Annotated in this window: 12 protein-coding genes and 1 pseudogene; 2 read left to right on the forward strand and 11 right to left on the reverse strand. The window is 68.0% G+C overall.

From position 1 onward, the window contains the following. Nucleotides 1-15: 15 nt before the first annotated feature. The 4 genes from BAU06_RS01370 to BAU06_RS01385 all read right to left on the reverse strand — a co-directional run bounded on the left by BAU06_RS01370 (nt 16) and on the right by BAU06_RS01385 (nt 6,256). Nucleotides 16-342, reverse strand: a complete 327-nt coding sequence (locus tag BAU06_RS01370; protein ID WP_066343383.1) for an XRE family transcriptional regulator — start codon at nt 340-342, stop codon at nt 16-18. After that, complete coding sequence (locus tag BAU06_RS01375) at nt 335-700, reverse strand: type II toxin-antitoxin system RelE/ParE family toxin (RefSeq protein ID WP_066343386.1); 366 nt, start codon at nt 698-700, stop codon at nt 335-337. Before BAU06_RS01375 ends, BAU06_RS01370 begins: the two co-directional genes overlap by 8 nt. Nucleotides 701-802: 102 nt before the next feature. Further along, nucleotides 803-3,787, reverse strand: a complete 2,985-nt coding sequence (locus tag BAU06_RS01380; protein ID WP_156770122.1) for an autotransporter outer membrane beta-barrel domain-containing protein — start codon at nt 3,785-3,787, stop codon at nt 803-805. Between the two features lie 237 nt (nt 3,788-4,024). Beyond that, entirely contained in the window at nt 4,025-6,256 is a 2,232-nt protein-coding gene (locus BAU06_RS01385; protein ID WP_066343390.1) for an NADP-dependent isocitrate dehydrogenase, read from the reverse strand. Between the two features lie 374 nt (nt 6,257-6,630). Here BAU06_RS01385 and BAU06_RS01390 point away from each other — a divergent pair, with 374 nt between their 5' ends. Then, entirely contained in the window at nt 6,631-7,833 is a 1,203-nt protein-coding gene (locus tag BAU06_RS01390) for a cytochrome P450 (RefSeq protein WP_066343392.1), read from the forward strand. A gap of 69 nt (nt 7,834-7,902) precedes the next feature. Here BAU06_RS01390 and BAU06_RS01395 read toward each other — a convergent pair whose 3' ends face one another. From BAU06_RS01395 to BAU06_RS01420, 6 genes are all read right to left on the reverse strand, one after another. Beyond that, complete coding sequence (locus BAU06_RS01395; protein WP_066343396.1) at nt 7,903-9,969, reverse strand: TRAP transporter permease; 2,067 nt, start codon at nt 9,967-9,969, stop codon at nt 7,903-7,905. A gap of 78 nt (nt 9,970-10,047) precedes the next feature. Continuing rightward, nucleotides 10,048-11,016 (reverse strand): TAXI family TRAP transporter solute-binding subunit, encoded by a 969-nt coding sequence (locus BAU06_RS01400; protein WP_066343400.1) that lies wholly within the window; start codon nt 11,014-11,016, stop codon nt 10,048-10,050. Between the two features lie 131 nt (nt 11,017-11,147). Further along, nucleotides 11,148-12,755 carry a gamma-glutamyltransferase family protein gene (locus tag BAU06_RS01405; protein ID WP_066343403.1) on the reverse strand — a complete coding sequence of 536 codons (1,608 nt, stop codon included), beginning with the start codon at nt 12,753-12,755 and terminating at the stop codon, nt 11,148-11,150. Between the two features lie 88 nt (nt 12,756-12,843). After that, complete coding sequence (locus tag BAU06_RS01410; RefSeq protein ID WP_066343404.1) at nt 12,844-13,854, reverse strand: Bug family tripartite tricarboxylate transporter substrate binding protein; 1,011 nt, start codon at nt 13,852-13,854, stop codon at nt 12,844-12,846. A gap of 204 nt (nt 13,855-14,058) precedes the next feature. Beyond that, entirely contained in the window at nt 14,059-15,057 is a 999-nt protein-coding gene (locus BAU06_RS01415; protein ID WP_066343409.1) for an isopenicillin N synthase family dioxygenase, read from the reverse strand. Between the two features lie 34 nt (nt 15,058-15,091). Then, nucleotides 15,092-15,802, reverse strand: coding sequence for an SDR family oxidoreductase (locus tag BAU06_RS01420; RefSeq protein ID WP_066343419.1), 711 nt, complete (start codon nt 15,800-15,802; stop codon nt 15,092-15,094). Between BAU06_RS01420 and BAU06_RS27315 the strand changes: the two are divergent. Further along, nucleotides 15,716-15,916 (forward strand): annotated as a pseudogene (locus BAU06_RS27315) (hypothetical protein); the annotation flags it as partial. The gene BAU06_RS01420 and the pseudogene BAU06_RS27315 sit on opposite strands and share 87 nt — an antisense overlap. Here BAU06_RS27315 and BAU06_RS01425 read toward each other — a convergent pair. Next, nucleotides 15,857-18,421, reverse strand: a complete 2,565-nt coding sequence (locus BAU06_RS01425) for a branched-chain amino acid ABC transporter ATP-binding protein/permease (protein WP_082993469.1) — start codon at nt 18,419-18,421, stop codon at nt 15,857-15,859. The pseudogene BAU06_RS27315 and the gene BAU06_RS01425 overlap by 60 nt on opposite strands. Nucleotides 18,422-18,452: the final 31 nt, after the last annotated feature.

Consider the following 18,452-nt stretch of genomic DNA (forward strand, 5'->3'; position numbering starts at 1 on the left):
CTGGCGGCTGCCGGTTCAGGCTGCTGCGTTCTCGTCGATTTCCGAGAAATTGCTTATCTTCACCGAGCCATCGGGAAAACGCGCGATCACATCCAGCTCGCCCCCCATGGCCTCGATATGGCTACGCAGCGTGGAGATGTACATATCGGCGCGCTTCTCCAGCTTTGCGATGGACGGCTGCTGCACGTGAAGTAGTTCGGCAAGCATCTTCTGCGATAGGCCGCGTGCCTGACGGAGCTCTTGCAAGGGCATTTCGGCCATCATCGCCTGCGCCTTGGCTTTGGCGCGCGCCTGCGATTCGGGCGACAACGTTGCGCGCAGTTCGGAATATTTCTTAGCCATCGATAAGCCCTTCTTTAGCCAGCTGCATGAGGTGATCATCGTATAGAAGGTCAGCGACAGGGACGTGGGTCGTGTACCACCGGTTGTCCCCGGTCTTGTCGCCGCCGATAAGCAAGATCGCACACCGCCTGGGATCGAATGCGTAGAGCGTCCGCAGCGGGCGGCCATCGTGCTGGGTCCGAAGCTCCCGCATGTGGCGATGTTTCGAGCTGCTTATGCCGCTGCTATGTGGAAATCCCAACGAGGGCCCGTTGACCATGAGCAGTTCAACACTGGCATCCAGTGATTCTCGTTCACTGTCGTCCAGGGAAGACCACCATGACGCGAATTCATCGGTGTACTCAACATCCCAGTTCATAAAATTATTCCCTTGGTGGAATATTCTGTCAAGGGAATATGGGTGGCGATGCGCCAAGCATGGTTCCTTGCCTGACGTGGCTGCTGCCGACCGCTTTGCTGTTCAGAACCGCACCTTGACATTCGCCATTACGCCGTTCTGGCGGACGCCGTCGCCGAGTTGCCCCTGGTACGACAGGTCCACGCGAACGTTCTTGGCGACCTGGACGTTGAGGCCGGCTTGCAGGATGGCGGCGTCCTTGGCGATGGGGACGCCGGAAACGGTGAACGGCGATCCGCCCGGCAGGGATTGCGTGGCGGTGGGCGTGGTGTCGCCGAAGGCGTGGCGCCAGCCCAGCATGGCGTGCAGGAGCGCGGTGGTGCCGCCGGCTTCCACGGCCTTGGTGGCGCGCAGGCCCAGCGTGGTGTAGGTGACGCCGGTATTGTCGCGACGGCCGGACAAGCCGGTGTCGCCGCCTTCATCGAAGCCCTGCGTGTGCAGGTGGGCGTAGGCCAGGCCGGCGTAGGGTTCGAAGGTGGCTGCGCCGTACTGCAAGGTGTAGCCGGCTTCGCCGAATATCTGCGCCGTGTTGCCGTCGTAGGAGGCCTCGTTCGTGGCGCCCGCGAAGCCGGCGAAAGCCACGTCGCGCTGCGTGTCGATGCGATGCCAGGTATTGGCGGCGCCGAAGCGCAGACCCAGCGCGCCGAATCGCGTGCCGGCGTAGGCCGCCAGCGTATAGCTGTCGACGTCGGCGCTGCTGGAGCGGCCATCGATGCTCAGGTCGGTGCGGTCGTAGCCGGCGGCCACGCCGGCGCGCCAGCGGGAAGCCAGCGGGAAGTCCGCGCCGACCATGAAGCCGCCGATGCTGCGCTCCAGTTTGGCGGCGTTGCCGTTGCCGTCGATATCGCCCCAGGCGCCATGGACCTGGGCCCACATGGCCGGGCGGCCCGATGCGGGCAGTGGCGTGGCGGCGCCGTCCGCGCCGGCCACGCGGGGCGGCTCGGCCGCGTTGTCCGCGAAGGACGCGCGCAGGCGATCGTTGATCGCATCGCGGGCGAAGTGGCTGTCTTCCAGCAAGGAAGTCTTCAGGCTGGCGTGGATCTCGCCGGACAGGCTGTCGAAGGCGGTGCGAACGTCACGCGGGTCGTTCATCAGTGCGATGGTGTCGTGCACCAGCTGTCCAGAGGGCTGGCTGTCGGCCCCGCGCGCCGCCGCGCGCTGGTTGCCGGTCCGCGCGACGTCGGCGTAGCGCGTGGCATTGCGGTCGAAGGCCAGATACACATTGTTGGGGTCGTAGGACAGCGCCGGTTGCAGGAATAGCATCTGTGTCGCGCTGGATACCGACCCGTAGGTGCCGTTGACGCCTTGGCCGGCGGACAGGATGGTGTAGCGCAGGCCGGGCGTAATCTGCGTGCCGGGCAGCGGCGTGACGATCACATTGCCCGCCAGCGATGCGCTGCCCGATACCTTGATCAGGTCGGATACGCCGCCGCTGGCGATCTCGGCCTGGTAGGTCGAGCCGGCCGACTGGGCGTAGTTGCCGGTGAAGGTCAGGGTGCCGATGGAGTGCCCCGGCGCGATGGTGCCGGCCACATTGACGCTGCCCAGCGTGCCATTGCCGTTCAACAGCGCGCCCTGCCCGATGGTCAGCGTGCCGGCCAGCGTGCCTTGCACATCCAGGCTGCCGCCCTGGCCCACGGTAACGCCGTTGGCGTATTGCTGGTTGCCGGTCAGCACCCAGCTGCCGCCGCTGACGGTCAGGTTTTCGAAGTTGACGCCGCCGGCGAAGGTGCCGCTGCCTATCAGGTTGACCGTATCGTTGCCGGCGCCGCCGTCCACCAGCCCGACAATCCGCGAGCCGGTCAGGAGGTTCAGCGTGTCATTGCCGCCGCCCAGGTCCAGGGCCAGGCCGTTGCCGCCTTCGATCAGGCCGGCGTTGGTCACCGTGTCGGCCTGGTTGCCGACGATCTTGACACCGAAACCGGTGACGCCGCGTATCGTGCCTTCGTTGACCAGGGTGGTCGCATGCGGCGCGGCGCCTTCCGCGCTGTCGTCGATCAGGATGCCGTTGGCCTGGCCGCTGATCAGGGACCGCGCGGTCAGGTTGCGTATGCTGCCGCCGCCGGCCGCGATGCCCTCGCTGTTGTTGGGCGATCCGTCCTTTTCTCCCTTGGCGCCGACGCCCTGGATGGTGCCGGTGTTCGCGATATCGGCCTTGCCGTCGATATCCACGCCATCGCCATCGCCGTTCACCGACGTACTGTCGATGGCGCCGGTGATGGTGCCGTGGTTCACGACGGTGCCGTCGCCGTCCGATCCGACGCCGGAGCCATTGCGGCCGACGATGGCGCCGCCGGCTTCGTTGATGACGTCGACATTGACGTCGCTGGTAATGCCGTGGCGCGCGCCGGAGATCAGGCCACCGGCGTAGTTGTGGACGGCGGCGGCGTGGCCCTGCATATCGACGCCGTCATTGGACGGGTCGTCATCCGGATCGCCGGAGGTATTGGCGGGCGCGGACGAGACGATCGCGCCCCAGTTGTTGACCTGCCCGCCCTCGCCCGGACGCACCGCATCGGCGTCCTTGGCCTGGATCAGGCCGCCCGCGCGGTTGTTGATGATGACATTGCCGGCGGTATTGATCTTGTCGAAGTCGATGGCCTGGCCGCTTTGCGAGGTAATCGTGCCGGCGTTTTCGACGACGATGCGGCCGACCGGGACGTCGTTGTTGACGCGGATGCCGTCGTCACTGGTCGTGACGATGCCGCCGGCATTGTTGGTCAGCGTGAAGTTGAAGGGCGACCCCGCGGTGCTGCCGCTGGTGTCGATGCCGCGGTTGCCGGATTTGATCGTGCCCGAGTTGGTGATCGATACGCCCGGTGCCGGGACGGCCGAATTGACGGTCAGCGTCGTGCCCGAGGTATCGATGGTGCCGCCGCTTTCCACGATGACGCTGTCGGTGCCCTGGATGGTCCGGCGCGTCGTGTCGGTCACGCCGCTGCCGATGACCACGGGCGGCGACACCGCCTGCGCGGAAAAGGACGCCATGACGGACGCGATGGCCGCGGCCAGGGTGGCGGGCGCCAGCGCTTGCTTCGACTTCTGCATGTTCACAGCCCCTTTCCATGGGTAGGATCAAAGGGCTGCAACGCTACGTGACGATTATGACGGAGCGGTGAAAAGCTGAATGCCTGTTGAATCGCAAGCCCGGGCGCCAGGACCCCGCCACGTCAGGGCCGCCGCTCCCGGACACTGTCCGCACCCGCGGCCGCTCGTGGCCCCGCAAAAAAAAACCGGCCTCGGTGCTACCCGAGGCCGGCCTTCATTGCGAGCGGCACGAGGACCTTACGCTTCCAGCTGCTTCAATGCCTGGTTCAGCGTGGCGCTGGGCCGCATGGCCTGGCTGGTCTTGTCCGCGTTCGGGCGGTAGTAGCCGCCGATGTCCTGCGGCTTGCCTTGCGCGGCGGCCAGTTCCTGCACGATCTTGGTTTCGTTGTCGGTCAGCGCCTTGGCCAGGCCCGTGAACTTGGCCTGCAGGGCCTTGTCCTCGGTTTGCGCGGCCAGTGCCTGGGCCCAGTACAGGGCCAGGTAGAAGTGGCTGCCGCGGTTGTCCAGGCCACCGACCTTGCGGGCGGGCGACTTGTCGTTGTCCAGGAACTTGCCGGTGGCTTCGTCCAGCGTCTTGGCCAGCACACGGGCCGCCGTGTTGTTGTGCACATCGGCCAGGTGTTCCAGCGACGCCGCCAGGGCCAGGAATTCACCCAGCGAATCCCAGCGCAGGAAGCCTTCTTCCACGAACTGCTGCACGTGCTTGGGGGCCGAACCGCCGGCGCCCGTCTCGAACAGGCCGCCGCCCGCCATCAGCGGCACGATGGACAGCATCTTGGCGCTGGTGCCCAGTTCCATGATGGGGAACAGGTCGGTCAGGTAGTCGCGCAGCACGTTGCCGGTCACGGAGATGGTGTCCTTGCCCTGGCGGATGCGCTCCACGGAGAACTTGCATGCATCGGTGGGCTTCATGATGCGCAGGTCCAGGCCGTTGGTGTCGTGGTCCTTCAGGTAGCGCTCGACCTTGGCGATGATCTGGGCGTCATGCGCGCGGTCCTTGTCCAGCCAGAACACGGCGGGCGTGTTCGTGGCGCGGGCGCGGTTCACGGCCAGTTTCACCCAGTCCTGAACGGGGGCGTCCTTGGTCTGGCACATGCGCCAGATGTCGCCGGCTTCCACCGGCTGCTCCAGCAGCACCTTGCCGGACTCGTCGACCACGCGCACCGTGCCGTTGGCGGGGATCTGGAAGGTCTTGTCGTGCGAACCGTATTCTTCGGCGGCCTGGGCCATCAAGCCGACGTTGGGCACCGTGCCCATGGTGACGGGATCGTAGGGGCCGTTCTTCTTGCAGTCCTCGATCACCACCTGGTACACGTCGGCGTAGCTGCGATCGGGGATCACCGCCTTGGCGTCGTAGGCCTTGCCGTCCGGACCCCACATTTTGCCGCCTTCGCGGATCATGGCCGGCATGGACGCGTCGACGATCACGTCGCTGGGCACATGCAGGTTGGTGATGCCCTTGTCGGAGTTGACCATCGCCAGGCGCGGACGCTTTTCGTATTCGGCCTTCAGGTCGGCTTCGATCTCCGCGCGCTTGTCCGCGGGCAGGCCGGCCATCTTGGCGTACAGGTCGCCGATACCGTTGTTGGGATCGAAACCGATCTGCTTCAGCGTATCGGCGTGCTTGGCGAGCACGTCCTTATAGAAGACCGACACCACGTGGCCGAAGATGATCGGGTCGGAGACCTTCATCATCGTTGCCTTGACGTGGATCGAGAAGAGCACGTCCTGCTTCTTGGCGTCTTCCACCTGCGCTTCCAGGAAGGCGCGCAGCTTGTTCTTGCTGAGGACGGCGGCGTCGATGATCTCGCCGGCCTTCACATTGGTCTTTTCCTTCAGCACCTTGGTGGCGCCGTCGGCGGTGGCCAGTTCGATGCGCACCGTGCCGGCGTTGGCGATCAGTGCGGACTTTTCGCTGCCGTAGAAGTCGCCGCTGTCCATATGGGACACGTGCGTCTTCGAGTCGGCGCTCCAGGCGCCCATCTTGTGCGGGTGCTTGCGCGCATAGTTCTTGACCGACAGCGGCGCGCGGCGGTCGGAGTTGCCTTCGCGCAGCACGGGGTTCACGGCGCTGCCCTTGATCTTGTCGTAGCGGGCCTTGACGTCCTTTTCCTTGTCGTTGGCGGGCTCGTCCGGATAGTCGGGCAACTTGTAGCCCTGCTGCTGCAGTTCCTTGATGGCGGCCTTCATCTGCGGGATGGAGGCGCTGATGTTCGGCAGCTTGATGATGTTGGCTTCCGGCGTGGTCGCCAGCTGGCCGAGTTCCGCCAGGTCGTCGGAGATCTTCTGGGCGTCGGTCAGGAATTCGGGAAAGGCGGCGATGATGCGGCCGGACAGCGAGATGTCGCGGGTTTCGACGGCGACGCCCGACGAGCGGGTGTAGGCCTGCACGATGGGCAGCAGCGAATAGGTGGCCAGGGCCGGGGCTTCGTCGGTCAGCGTGTAGATGATCTTCGACGTGGTAGACATTTGCTCGTGAACCTCACTGAACGGTGGAATAGCGGAAAGTCTGGATATGTTCCGGTCCCTGCGACATGTCCGGCCGGCCGCAAGGGCGGACACGGGGACGCCGCGGCGCTTCGTGGCCATGGCGTGGGCGCTGTAGTCGCATACAGGCCCGCGCGGGGCGGCCGCGTCGCGTACGGGCGGGGGGTCGTTACAGAGTTTAGCACCGGCGCATCGCGCTCCCCGGCCCGGCCCCGTTTCCGGTTACCGCCGATTTCCTTTCAGCTCTCCGTATGGAGAAAACGATGGAATAGGCGCAAGGCAGGCCGTGTTATGACTTACGGCCACCGGCATGCCGTCCGCGGCGCCGGTGCTTGCGACACGAAGCTGGAGTCTCCATGAATCTGCAGGACCTCTCTACCCCCGAGTTCTACCGGGATCCCTATCCGCTGTACGAAAAGATCCGCGCGCGCGGCAAGCTGTTCAATGTCGCGCCCAACATCCTGATGACCGGTCATTACGACATGATCGACGCCATCCTGGTGGACCGCCGCATGGGCAAGGGCTATATGGAAAGCATCCGCGCCCGTTACGGCCAGGAGGGTACCGCCCAGCCCATCTTCCAGGGCCTGGCGCGGATGTTCCTGATGATGAATCCGCCGGCCCATACCCGCCTGCGGTCCCTGCTGATGAAGGCCTTCGATGCGCGCCGCGTGGACGGCCTGCGCCAGGTCTGCCAGGAAGTGGCCGACGAATTGATCGATGCCTTTCCCCAGGGCCAGGCCTTCGACCTGGTGCCGGCGTACAGCCAGCCCCTGCCGGTGCGCATCATTTGCCGGCTGCTGGATATCCCCGTGGAAGACGCGGACATGCTGGAGCGCGACGTCAGCCAATTGGTGCAGGCCCTGGAAGCCGCGCCGCTGGCCGCCGAGGCGCTGGAGAAAATCAACGCGGCGATGCGCAACGTCGAGGACTACTTCCGCCGGGTGGTGGACGCGCGGCGCGCGCGGCCCGGGGCGGACCTCATTTCCGTGCTGCTGTCCGTGGAAGAGGACGGCCAGGGGCTGACGGAAGACGAGATCGTGTCGAACGTCATCCTGCTGTTCGTCGCCGGGCACGAAACGACGGCCAACATGATAGGCAATGCCCTGATCTCGCTGCATCGCCATCCGGACCAGTTGCGGCTGCTGGCACAACAGCCGGCGCTGCTGCCCAAGGCCATCAACGAATGCATGCGCTATGACAGTTCGGTGCAGTTCATCACGCGGATGGCGCTGGAAGATACCGAGGCGGGCGGCATCGCGCTGCCCAAGGGCTCCATCGTCTTCATGCTCCTGGGGGCGGCGAATCGCGACCCGGGGCGCTTCGCCGATCCCGACCGTCTGCTGATCGAACGGGCGGAAAGCGGCAATCGGCTGATCGCCTTCGGCGGCGGCATCCATTATTGCCTGGGCGCCCGGCTGGCGGCGATGGAGCTGCAAGTGGGCCTGGGCACCCTGCTCGCGCGCCTGCCCGGCATGCGGCTGGTGGACCTGGACGCCTTGCAATGGCGCAAGCGCAATACGGTGCGGGGCGTGGAGGCGCTGGTCGTGACGGCCTGAGCCCCATCCGGCGCCACATACCGGGCGCCATGGCGGTCCGGCCGGCACGGGGCGGCGTGGCGGAAAGGGTCACCCCGCCGGCGCCCCGTCCCGCTTGGCGCCGGCGCCGCCGGCATGCCGGTCCCGCCGCAGTCCGCGCCATTGCAGGGCCAGCGCGATCAATACCAGGGCGAATCCGACGCCGTTGGACACGGGGCCGGGATAGACCAGCGCGAAGCCGGCCACGATGAACATCGTCCTTTGCAGGGCCGTCGCCTTGACGAGCAGCCAGCCCTGGAAGCCCGCCGCCAGGGCGAAGATCCCCGCCGCGGCGGTGAAGGCGACCTCCGCGATTTCCCAGGCGCTGGCCGATGCCAGGGCCTTGGCCGATCCCATCAGCAGCAGGCTCTGCCCGCTGGGCGCCAGCACGAAGATGAAGGGCACCAGGAAGGCCGGGATGGTGTACTTCCAGCATTGCATGGTCGTGCGGTAGGGGTCGGCGCCCGTGATGGCGGCCGCCGCGAAGGGCGACAGCGCGGTCGGCGGCGAGACCTCCGACAGCACGGCGTAGTAGAAGATGAACATATGCGCCGCGTAGTCCGGCACGCCCAGCTTGATCAGCGCGGGCGCGGCGATGACCGCGCAGATGATGTACGAGGCCGTCACCGGCACGGCCAGGCCGATCACCCATACCACCAGGGCGGTGTAGACGGCGGTCAGCAACAACGAGCCGGCGGCGTAGTCGATCACGATGCCGCTGAACTTCAGCCCCAGGCCGGTCAGGGTGACGACGCCGACGATAATGCCCGCGCCGGCGCAGGTGGCGCCCACGCCCAGCATGCCGACCGAGCCCAGGCGCAGGGCCTCCACCAGCGGCGAGCGTAGCAGGTGCCGCGGGGGCGAGCCGCGGCCGCGGAACAGATCGTAGGAGATCATGGCCGTGTCCGCGCGCAGGAAACTGGCCAGGAAGGCCACCACGATGGCCCAGAACACCGACAGTACCGGCGAAAAGCCCAGCAGCATGAAGACGACGATGGACACCAGCGAGAGGAAGTGGAAGCCGTAGCGGCGCGTCAGGTTCCAGACCGTGTCCACGCGGGCGAATACGGTCTGGCTCATGCCGTACTTGCGCACGTCGATCTCCACCATCAGGAACAGCGCCAGGTAGAACAGCAGCGTGGGGATCACCGCCATCAGCACCACGTCCAGGTAGGAGATCTTCAGGAACTCGGCGATGATGAAGGCGGCCGCGCCCATGACCGGCGGCGAAATGATGGCGCCCAGCCCGCCGGCCGCCAGCAGGCCGCCGGCCGCGTCGCGCGCATAGCCGACCTTGGCCAGCATGGGCCAGGCCACGGTCCCCAGCGTGACGGTGGTGGCCACGCCCGAGCCGGACGGCCCGCCCAGCAGGAAGGACGCCAGCACGACCGTGCGTCCTGCCCCGGCAGGCTTGCCGCCCATGGCGGCGAAGGAAAAATCGATGTAGAAGCGCCCCGCGCCCGATAGCTGCAGGAAGGCGCCGAAGATCGTGAACAGGATGATGAGCGAGGACGACACGTCCACCGCCACGCCGAAGATGCCCTCCAGTGTCATGTACATGAAGCCCACCAGCCGAGCGATGCTGTAGCCGCGGTGCGTCCAGGGGTGCGGCAGATAGGGCCCCAGGAAGGCATAGAGCAGGAAGCAGATGCAGATGACCGGCAGGATCCAGCCTATGGTGCGGCGCATGGCTTCCATCACCAGCAGGATCAGCGCCGCGCCGAAGAAGATGTCCCAGGGCAAGGGGCGGGTGTTGCGGTCGGTGAAGTCGTCCCCGCCCAGGATCAGGTACACCACGACGGCGACGGCCAGCAGGGCCAGTGCCCAGTCCCAGGGCATGATGCGGTGGCGGAAGCGCCGCGCCACCGGAAACATCAGGAAGCTCAGCACCAGTACGAAGGCCACATGCACGGGGCGCAGGATCTGCGTGGGCACGATGGCGTAGGCGGCGTACAGGTGGAAGAGCGACATCGCCACCGCGACCGCGGCCAGGAAGGCGCCCAGCGCGCCGCCCAGGCGATGCGTGGCGCCCTCTTCCTGCTCGATATATTCCTCGGCCTTGCGCAGCGCCTCGTCGTCGACGGCGGCGGGCGGATCCAGGCGTGCTGCATCGGTCATGCGGACTCCCAGGCAGGTACGGACGAAGGCGGCGGCCGTCGCGCGACGGCCGCCGCCCCGGGCTGGCGGCGGTATCGGTCAGTCCACGCTGACGCCGCGTTCCTTGTAGTACTTCACGGCGCCGGGATGGAAGGGAACCGGCGTGGCGGCGGACTTCTGGTTCTCCAGCTTGAAGTCCGCCGTGTCCTTGTGCACGGCGATCAGCTCGTCGCGGCTTTCGAAGATGACCTTGACGATGTTGTAGGCGACCTGGTCGGGCAGTTTCTCGCTGGCGACCAGGATGTTCATGACCGTCGCCTGCTTGTTGTCCTTGTCCATGCCGCGATACGTGGCCTTGGGGATGGTGTCGGCGACATACAGGTTGCCGTACTTCTTGTTCATCGCCGGGACCAGGTCCGCGTTGTCTATCATTTTCAGCGTGGTGCCCGGCGTGTTGGCCAGGTCGGTGACGGCGGCGGTGGGCAGGCCGCCCACCCAGAAGAAGGCGTCGATCTTGTTGTCCTTGATGGCGTTGACCGATTCGGCCACGCTCAGCCGTTCGCGCTTGACGTCCTTGTCCTTGTCCAGGCCGGCGGCCTCCAGCAGGCGAAAGGCCATGACTTCCGTGGCGCTGCCGGGCGCGCCCGTGGAGACCCGCTTGCCCTTCAGGTCCGCCATGGTCTCGATGCCCTTGCCCTGCACCGTGACCACGTGCATGCGGTTGGGATACATGATCATCAGCGTGCGCAGCGGCACCTTGCCGCTCTTGAACTTGTCCTGGCCGCGGTAGGCGTCCAGCGCCGCGTCGGACATGCTCATCCCGATGTAGGAGGCATCGCCGTCGATCAGCTTGAGGTTGTCCACCGAGCCGCCGGTGACCTCCGCGGTGGCCTCCATGCCGGGCACTTTCTTGGACAGCAGCGCCGCGATGCCGCCGCCGATGGGGTAATACACGCCGCCCGTGCCGCCGGTGGCGATGGAAATGTTCTGGGCGTGGACTGGGGCGAGCGCGAGCGAACCGACGACAAGGCACAGCAGCAAGGCAAACCGCACGAACGGGGTTTTCATTGTCTGTCTCCTGGGCAGGCATGGATCCCCGTGGGGCGGGGCTGCCATTTGTAGTAATGAGGGGTGCCGCAGGCGCAGGTTTACCCGCCGGGCCGGCGGGCGTCAATCGGGTATTCCGCCGGGCGCGGGGCTCAGCAGCCCACGGCGTAGCCATCCTTGCGATGGTCGGACGCGGCCAGATAGCCGCCCGATTCCAGCCGCAGCGCCATCTGCGCGCAGCCGAATTCCGTGTCGAAGCGCGGCGACTGCGTGACGTCGTGGCCCAGGTCCTTCAGGCCCTGCAGGGTTTCCGCGGGCATGTTCCACTCCATCGCGACGCCGCGGTTGTCGTCCTTGATGCGCCAGCGCGGCGCATCGCTGGCGGCCTGCGGATTCTGCCCATGGTCGGCCAGGCGGCAAAGCACCTGCGCATGGCCCTGCGCCTGCATGGAGCCGCCCATCAGCCCCAGTGTCATCAGCGGCTGCCCATCGCGCATGACGAAGCCCGGAATGATGGTGTGGAAGGGCCGCTTGCCCGGTCCCACCTGGTTGGGATGGCCGGCGCGCGTGCTGAAGCCCCAGCCGCGGTTGTGCAGCGCGATACCGGTGCCGGGCACCACCACGCCGGAGCCGAAGCCCTTGAAGTTGGATTGGATGAAGGACACCATCATGCCCTTGCTGTCGGCCGCCGTCAGGTACACCGTGCCGCCGCCGTGCGGATTGCCCGGCCCCGGATAGGCGGCGCGGCGCGGATCGATCAGGCGGGCGCGGCGCGCCAGGTAGTCGCGGTCCAGCAGGTGGCTGGCGGTCACGTCGGTCATGGCGGCCGGATCGCCGACGTAGGCATACATGTCGGCGAAGGCCAGCTTCATGGCCTCCAGCTGCAGGTGCAGGCTGGCCGCGGAATCGACCGGCAGCGCGCCCAGCTCCAGCGTGTCCAGCATGCCCAGCGCCATCAGCGCGCCGATGCCCTGCCCGTTGGGGCCGATTTCCACCAGCTCGACGTCGCGGTATTTCATGCGGATGGGTTCGACCCAATCGGCCCGATGGGCGGCCAGGTCCGCTTCGGTGATGCTGCCGCCGGTGTTGCGCGCGTGGGCGGCGATGGCGGCGGCCAGTTCGCCTCGATAGAAGCTTTCGCCCTTGCTGCGGGCGATCTTTTCCAGGGTGTCGGCCTGGCCGGGGCAGACGAAGCGTTCGCCGGGCAGCGGCGCGCGGCCGTGCGGGGCGAAGGCCTCCGCATAGCCGGGCTGCCCGATCAGCCCCGGCACCTGGGCCTGCCATTGTCGCTGCACGGTGGGCGAGACCGGATAGCCGTCGCGCGCCAGGCGGATGGCCGGTTCGAACAGGTCCTCGAACGGCAGGGAGCCGAAGCGCTCGCTGGCGGCGCGCCAGGCCGATACCGCGCCCGGTACCGTGACCGCATCCCAGCCGCGGAAGGGCATGCTGTCCAGGTGCGCGTAGCGTTCGGGCGTCCATGCCGCCGGCGCGCGGCCGCTGGCGTTCAGGCCGTGCAGCGACCGGCCGTCCCAGACAATGGCGAAGGCGTCGCCGCCGATGCCGTTCATGCAGGGCTCCACCACCGTCAGCGCGATGGCGGTGGCCAGCGCGGCGTCCATGGCATTGCCGCCGCGCATCAGCATGGACAGCCCGGCGCTGGCGGCCAGGGGCTGCGAGGTGCTGACGACGTTGTCGGCCAGCACGGGCATGCGTTGCGAGGTGTAGGGGAAGGACCAGAATTCGGGCTTGAGGGGGAACATCTGACGGCCTCGGGCTGCGGGTAGGGAGCTTGTCTTATAGCGCCGATCGGCGCCGGGGCAAACCGGCCGCCGCGCGGCCGCGCGGGGCCTATTGGATGGAAATATGCGCTTCCTTGACCACGTCGGCCCAGGTCTTGTGTTCCTTGGCGATCGCCTCGCCGAAAGGCGCGGCCGGCGTGTAGACCAGTTCCGCGCCCTGCGCCACCATGGCGGCCTTCAGCTCGGGCATGGCCAGTACTTTCCGCAGCGCCTGCGAGATCGTGTCGATGGCGGCCTGCGGCGTGCCCTTGGGCGCGACGAAGCCGAACAGGTTGTCCGCCTGCACGCCGGCGATGCCGGCTTCCTGCATCGTCGGCACGTCCGGCAGCAGGCCGACGCGCGAGCCGGAAGCGACGGCCAGGACTTTCAGCTTCCTGGCCTGGATCAGCGGCATGGAGCCGGGGATGCTGTCGAACATGAAGCTGGACGAGCCGGAGACCAGTTCGGGCAGGGCCTGGCCGCTGCCCTTGTAGGGGATGTGCGTGGCCTTGACGCCGGTCTTCAGCGCGAACAGCTCGGATTCCAGGTGGGAAAGGGTGCCCGTGCCCTGCGAGGCAAAGTTGTACTGGCCGGGCTTGGCCTTCAGGTAGGAGACCAGTTCGCCGACATTCTTGACCGGCAGGGTTTCCGGCACCACCAGGATGTGCGGCACGATGCCCACGCCGGCGATGGGCGTGAAGTCCTTGTTCAGGTCCGCGGGCCAGTTCGGATACAGCGCGGCGGCGACGGCCACATTCGTGACGGCGGCGAAGTACAGCGTGTAGCCGTCGGCCGGTGCCTTGGCCGCCGCCTGGATGCCGATGGCGCCGCCCGCGCCGGGGCGGTTTTCGACGACGACGGATTGCTTGAGCTCCACGGAAAGCTTCTGCCCGATGGCGCGGGCGAGCACGTCGGTCGCGCCGGCGGGCGGGAAGGAGATGATCACCTGGATGGCATGGTCGGGATAAGCGGCCCGGGCGGCGCCGATATGGGCGGTGGCCAGCCCGAGGGTAAGCGCCAGCGTGCCCAGCAGGCGCAGGGTCAGTCGGCGGGGCGGGAAGGATGAGGAGTCGGATCGCATGCGGGTCTTTCCAGGTAGAAAACGCGCCGGCCTGGGCGGCGCATGGGCACGGAGTCGTGCATTCGGACAGGCACCGGATATAAGCAATACCCGTGCCATTTTTTTGCTGTGGTCCAGGTCATGGCCATGGGGTCAGCGCCTTGGCCGTGGGTGGACAGCGTTCCCGCGCGGGAACGGCTTGGCGGCCCCGCGCGATCCCGCCGGCTACATGGTCGCATTCTGCGTCGCCACGAACATGGCGCGCAAATGCTCGCCCGAGGTGGTGGGCGGGTACTTGGCCGGCACGTCCTTCCGCCGGCAACTCGGCAGGCACTCGATGCGCGCGTCGTAATTGGGATTGTGGAAGAACACGATGGACTGGCGCCGGCTTTCCGCCTTTGCCTCCAGCGGCGGGTTGACGACGCGGTGCAGCGTGGATACCCAGCGGTCGTTGGTCCAGCGCGCCATCAGGTCGCCGATATTGATGATGAAGCAATCGGGCACGATGGGGACGTCCACCCATTGGCCCTCGGCATTGAACACCTGCAGGCCGCCGGGGCGGTCCTCCGTGGCCAGGATGGTCAGGCTGCCGTAGTCCGAATGCGCGCCGGCGCGGATCTGCCCGGGTTGCGGCGGCTTGTCCTGCGCGGGGTAGTTGCGCAGCCGCAGGCGGCTGATGTGGCGGTCCACCTTGTCGTCGAAGTAGTGCTCGTCCAGGTCCAGCGCCAGGGCGAAGATGCGCATCAGCGTGCGGGCCAGGTCCCCCATGGCGCGGTAATAGTCGGTCCAGGTGGCGCGCAGGTCGGCCGGCTCCTCGGGCCAGATGTTCGGCGCGAAATGCCGGCCGGCCGCCGGCGTCTGCGCGTAGGCGGGGTCAGGCTGGTCCACCGGCCCGATCATCAGGCTTTCGTTCAGGTCGCCGGCCATGGCGGTGGCATCGCGCGAGCGGCCCACCGACTCGTCCTCCATGCCGATATAGCCCCGCGCCACGTCGATGCCGGGCCGCGCCACGCGCATCTTGTCGGCCAGAGGCAGGTCGAAGAAACGGCGCGAGACGTCGCGCATGCGCGCCATGAGCGCGGGATCGATGCCGTGGCCGGATATGATCAGGAAGCCGATATCGCGGCAGGCCTGGTCCACCGAACGCGCGATCGCCTGTTTGTCCGCGTCGCTGCCGGACGCGAAGCGCGAGATGTCGATGACGGGAACGTGCAATAGCTTCATGGCGCGGTGCTCCGTAGGGGATGCGTGGCGGTTCTCACGAGACGGCGTCGCCGCAGTCCACCAGCAGGGTGGAGCCGGTAATGCAGGGGTTGGTGGCGACGGCGAAAATGGCGCGCGCGACGTCGTCGGGCGCGGCGATGCGGCCGACCGGAACGCGGGCGGCATAGGACTCGAATTTGCGCTTTCGCTGGTCCGGGTCCAGCTTGTCCCACAACGGGGTGTCGGTGACGCTGGGCGAGATCGCGTTGACCCGCACCGGCGCCAGCTCCAGCGCCAGGCCGCGCATCAGGCCCTCCAGGGCGGCATTGATGGCGCCTTGCAGGACGGCGTTGCGGTCGGGGCGGACGCTGAATACGCCGGACACCAGGGTGAGCGACCCACCGGCGCGGATGCGGCAGGAGCGGGCGACGTGGTAGGCGCTCCAGAACTTGCTTTGCATGGCCTCGTAGGCGTCTTGCAGGTCCAGGCCGCGCACCGGGCCCGTGCGCGTCCGCGATCCGCACACGACGACGTGGTCCCATTCGTCCTGCCCGGCGAAGAAGCCGCGCACCGCCTCGTCGTCCATCATGTCCAGCGCGGCGCTCGCGGCGATGGCGGGATGGGCGGCGCGGGCCGCCGCCAGTTTATCGGCCGAGCGGCCGGCGATCAGGACGTGCGCGTGCGGGCCGGCCAGCGCGGCGGCGGCCAGGCCGATGCCGCTGCTGCCGCCCAGGATGGCGACGCGTTTGCCTTGAAGATCCATCATGCGGCTTTCCTCCTGGTGAGCCTTGCGGGTCCTGGATACGGGCCGGTCGCGCCGTTATGCGGGGCCGTGGGCGCCCGCTTGCACGGCGCCCGTTTGCACGGCGCCCGCTTGCACGGCGCCCGTTTGCACGGCGCCCGCTTGCACGGCGCCCAGGTATGCGCGAGCCAGCATCTCGTTGCCGGCGATATCCGCCGCCGTGCCCTGGGCGACGATGTGTCCGGCTTCCATCACATAGGCGCGATCGGCCAGCGCCAGCGCCAGGCCGGCCATCTGGTCCACCAGCAGCAATGTCATGCGCTCGCGCCGCAGCGCGTCCAGGGATTCGAACAGTTCGGCGATGATGCGGGGCGCCAGGCCCAGTGAGGGCTCGTCCAGCAGCAGCAGGCGCGGCTGCGCCATCAGTCCGCGCGCCAGGGCCAGCATCTGCTGTTCGCCGCCCGATAGCAGGCCGGCGCGCTGGTGCAGCCGTTCGCGCAGGCGCGGGAAGCGGTCCAGCATGGCCTGCACGCGGGTTTCGCCGTCGCGCGGATACAGGAAGGCGCCCAGGCGGATGTTGTCCAGCACGGACAGGTCCGGGAAGACCTGCCGTCCCTCCGGCACCAGCACCACGCCCAGGCGGACGATGGCCTCGGCATCCAGCGTGTTCAGCGGTCGCCCTTCGAAATGCAGGCCGCCCGCGCTGGCGCGATGCAGGCCGGCCAGCGTGCGCATCAGCGTGGACTTGCCGGCGCCGTTGGCGCCCAGCAGCGCCACCATTTCGCCCTCGCGCACCTGCAGGTCTATGCCGTGCAGCACGGGGTCGGCCCCATAGCCGGCCACGAGTTCGCCCACACCCAGTACTTCGTGTCCGCCCTGGCGCGGCGCCTGCGCCGCCGTCTTTCCTTGGCCTTGGCCTTGCTCGCCCAGGTAGGCCTGGCGCACCGCCGGGTCGGCCTGGATCTGCGCGGGCGTGCCCACCGCCAGCCGGCGGCCGGCGTCCAGCACCACGATGCGGTCGGAAATCCCCATGACCAGCGCCATGTCGTGTTCGACCACGACCAAGCTGGGACCGGCTTCGGCGATGCGCCGCAACAGCAGGGCCAGCTTTTCCTTGTCCTCGCGGCTGAGGCCGGCGGCCGGCTCGTCCAGCAGCAGCACGTCCGGATCGGTGGCCAGGGCCCGCGCGATCTCCACCAGGCGGCGGTCCACGTGGGGCAGGCCGGCGGCCGGGGCGTCGGGATCGCCCAGGTAGCCGCAGAAGGCCAGCAGGCCGCGCGCGCGTTCGGCCGCCGCGGCGGCGGTGCGCGTGCCGCCGGCAAGCAGGCCGCCCAGGCGGCCGCGCGCCATGGCCAGCGTGACGTTCTCCAGCACGGTCAGCCCGCCGAACAATTGCGAGGTCTGGTAGGTGCGGGCGATGCCGCGGCGGGCGATGCGGAAGGCGGGCAGCCCTTGCAGCGGCTGGCCGTCCAGCGCGATGCGCCCGGCGGTCGGCGCGTAGAAGCCGCTGAACATATTCAGCGCGGTGGTCTTGCCGGCGCCGTTGGGCCCGATCAGGGAGGTGACGCGCGCGGGCGCGACGTCGACATCCAGGTCGCTGACGGCGCGCACGCCGCCGAAGGTCATCCCCAGGCCGCGCACGCTCAGCGCGCGGCGCGCGCGTTGCGCCATGAGCGGAACGGCCTCTTGTCCGCCCGCGGCCGGCGCGCGCGCCATGCGCGTGCGGGTGCGCAGCCAGCGGCCGGCCATGCCGGCGATGCCTTCGGGCGCCAGCCACAGGACCACCAGCAGCAGGGCGCCGAAGAACAGCAGCCGGTAGGATTCCAGCGAAGCCAGCAGCTCCGGCAGCACCCCCACGACGATGGCCCCGGCGATGGGACCGGCCACCGTGCCGGCGCCGCCGATGACGACCACCAGCACGAACAGGATGGACTGCATGAAGCTGAAGGTGTCCGGGGTGACGAAGCCCGACAAGGGGGCGAACAGTCCGCCCGCCAGGCCGGCGAGCGCCGCCGAGATCGCGAAGGCGACGGTCTTGATGACCAGCGGGTTCAGGCCGATGGACTCCGCCGCGGTTTCGCTGTCCATGATGGCGCGCATGGCGCCGCCCCACATGCCGCCGGCCAGCGCCGCATAGGCCCCCAGCAGCAGGAGCGCGGCGACGATGGCGACCATCGCCACGGCCTGCTCCGGCGCGAAGCCGAACAGCGCCAGCGGCGGAATGCCCATGATGCCGTTCTGCCCGCCGGTAAGGGCCGGCATTTCGACAATGGCGTGCTGCACGATGAAACTGAAGGCGATGGTGATCATCGCCAGGTAGGGCCCCTTCACCCGCAGCGCCGGCAAGGCCAGCACGGCGCCCGCGGCGGCCGACAGCAGCGCGCCGGCGGCCCAGGCTGGCCAGAAGCTCCATCCCGCCTGGGTGGTCAGCACCGCGACGGTGTAGGCGCCCAGCGCGTAGAAGCCGACATGGCCGAAGGAGACCTGGCCGGCCAGCCCGAGCAGCACGTTCAGCCCGATACCGACGATGGCGATCAAGGCCACGTTGGCGATCACGAACACGTAGTAGCTGTTCAGCGTGGCGGCCAGCACCATGCAGAGCACGGCGACCAGCACGGCGCCCGGGATACCCGCGTGTCTCATTGAACCAGGCTCCCCCAGTGAATGGCGCGGG

Origin of the sequence: Bordetella bronchialis (assembly GCF_001676705.1) — a bacterium.
Classification (GTDB): domain Bacteria; phylum Pseudomonadota; class Gammaproteobacteria; order Burkholderiales; family Burkholderiaceae_B; genus Bordetella_C; species Bordetella_C bronchialis.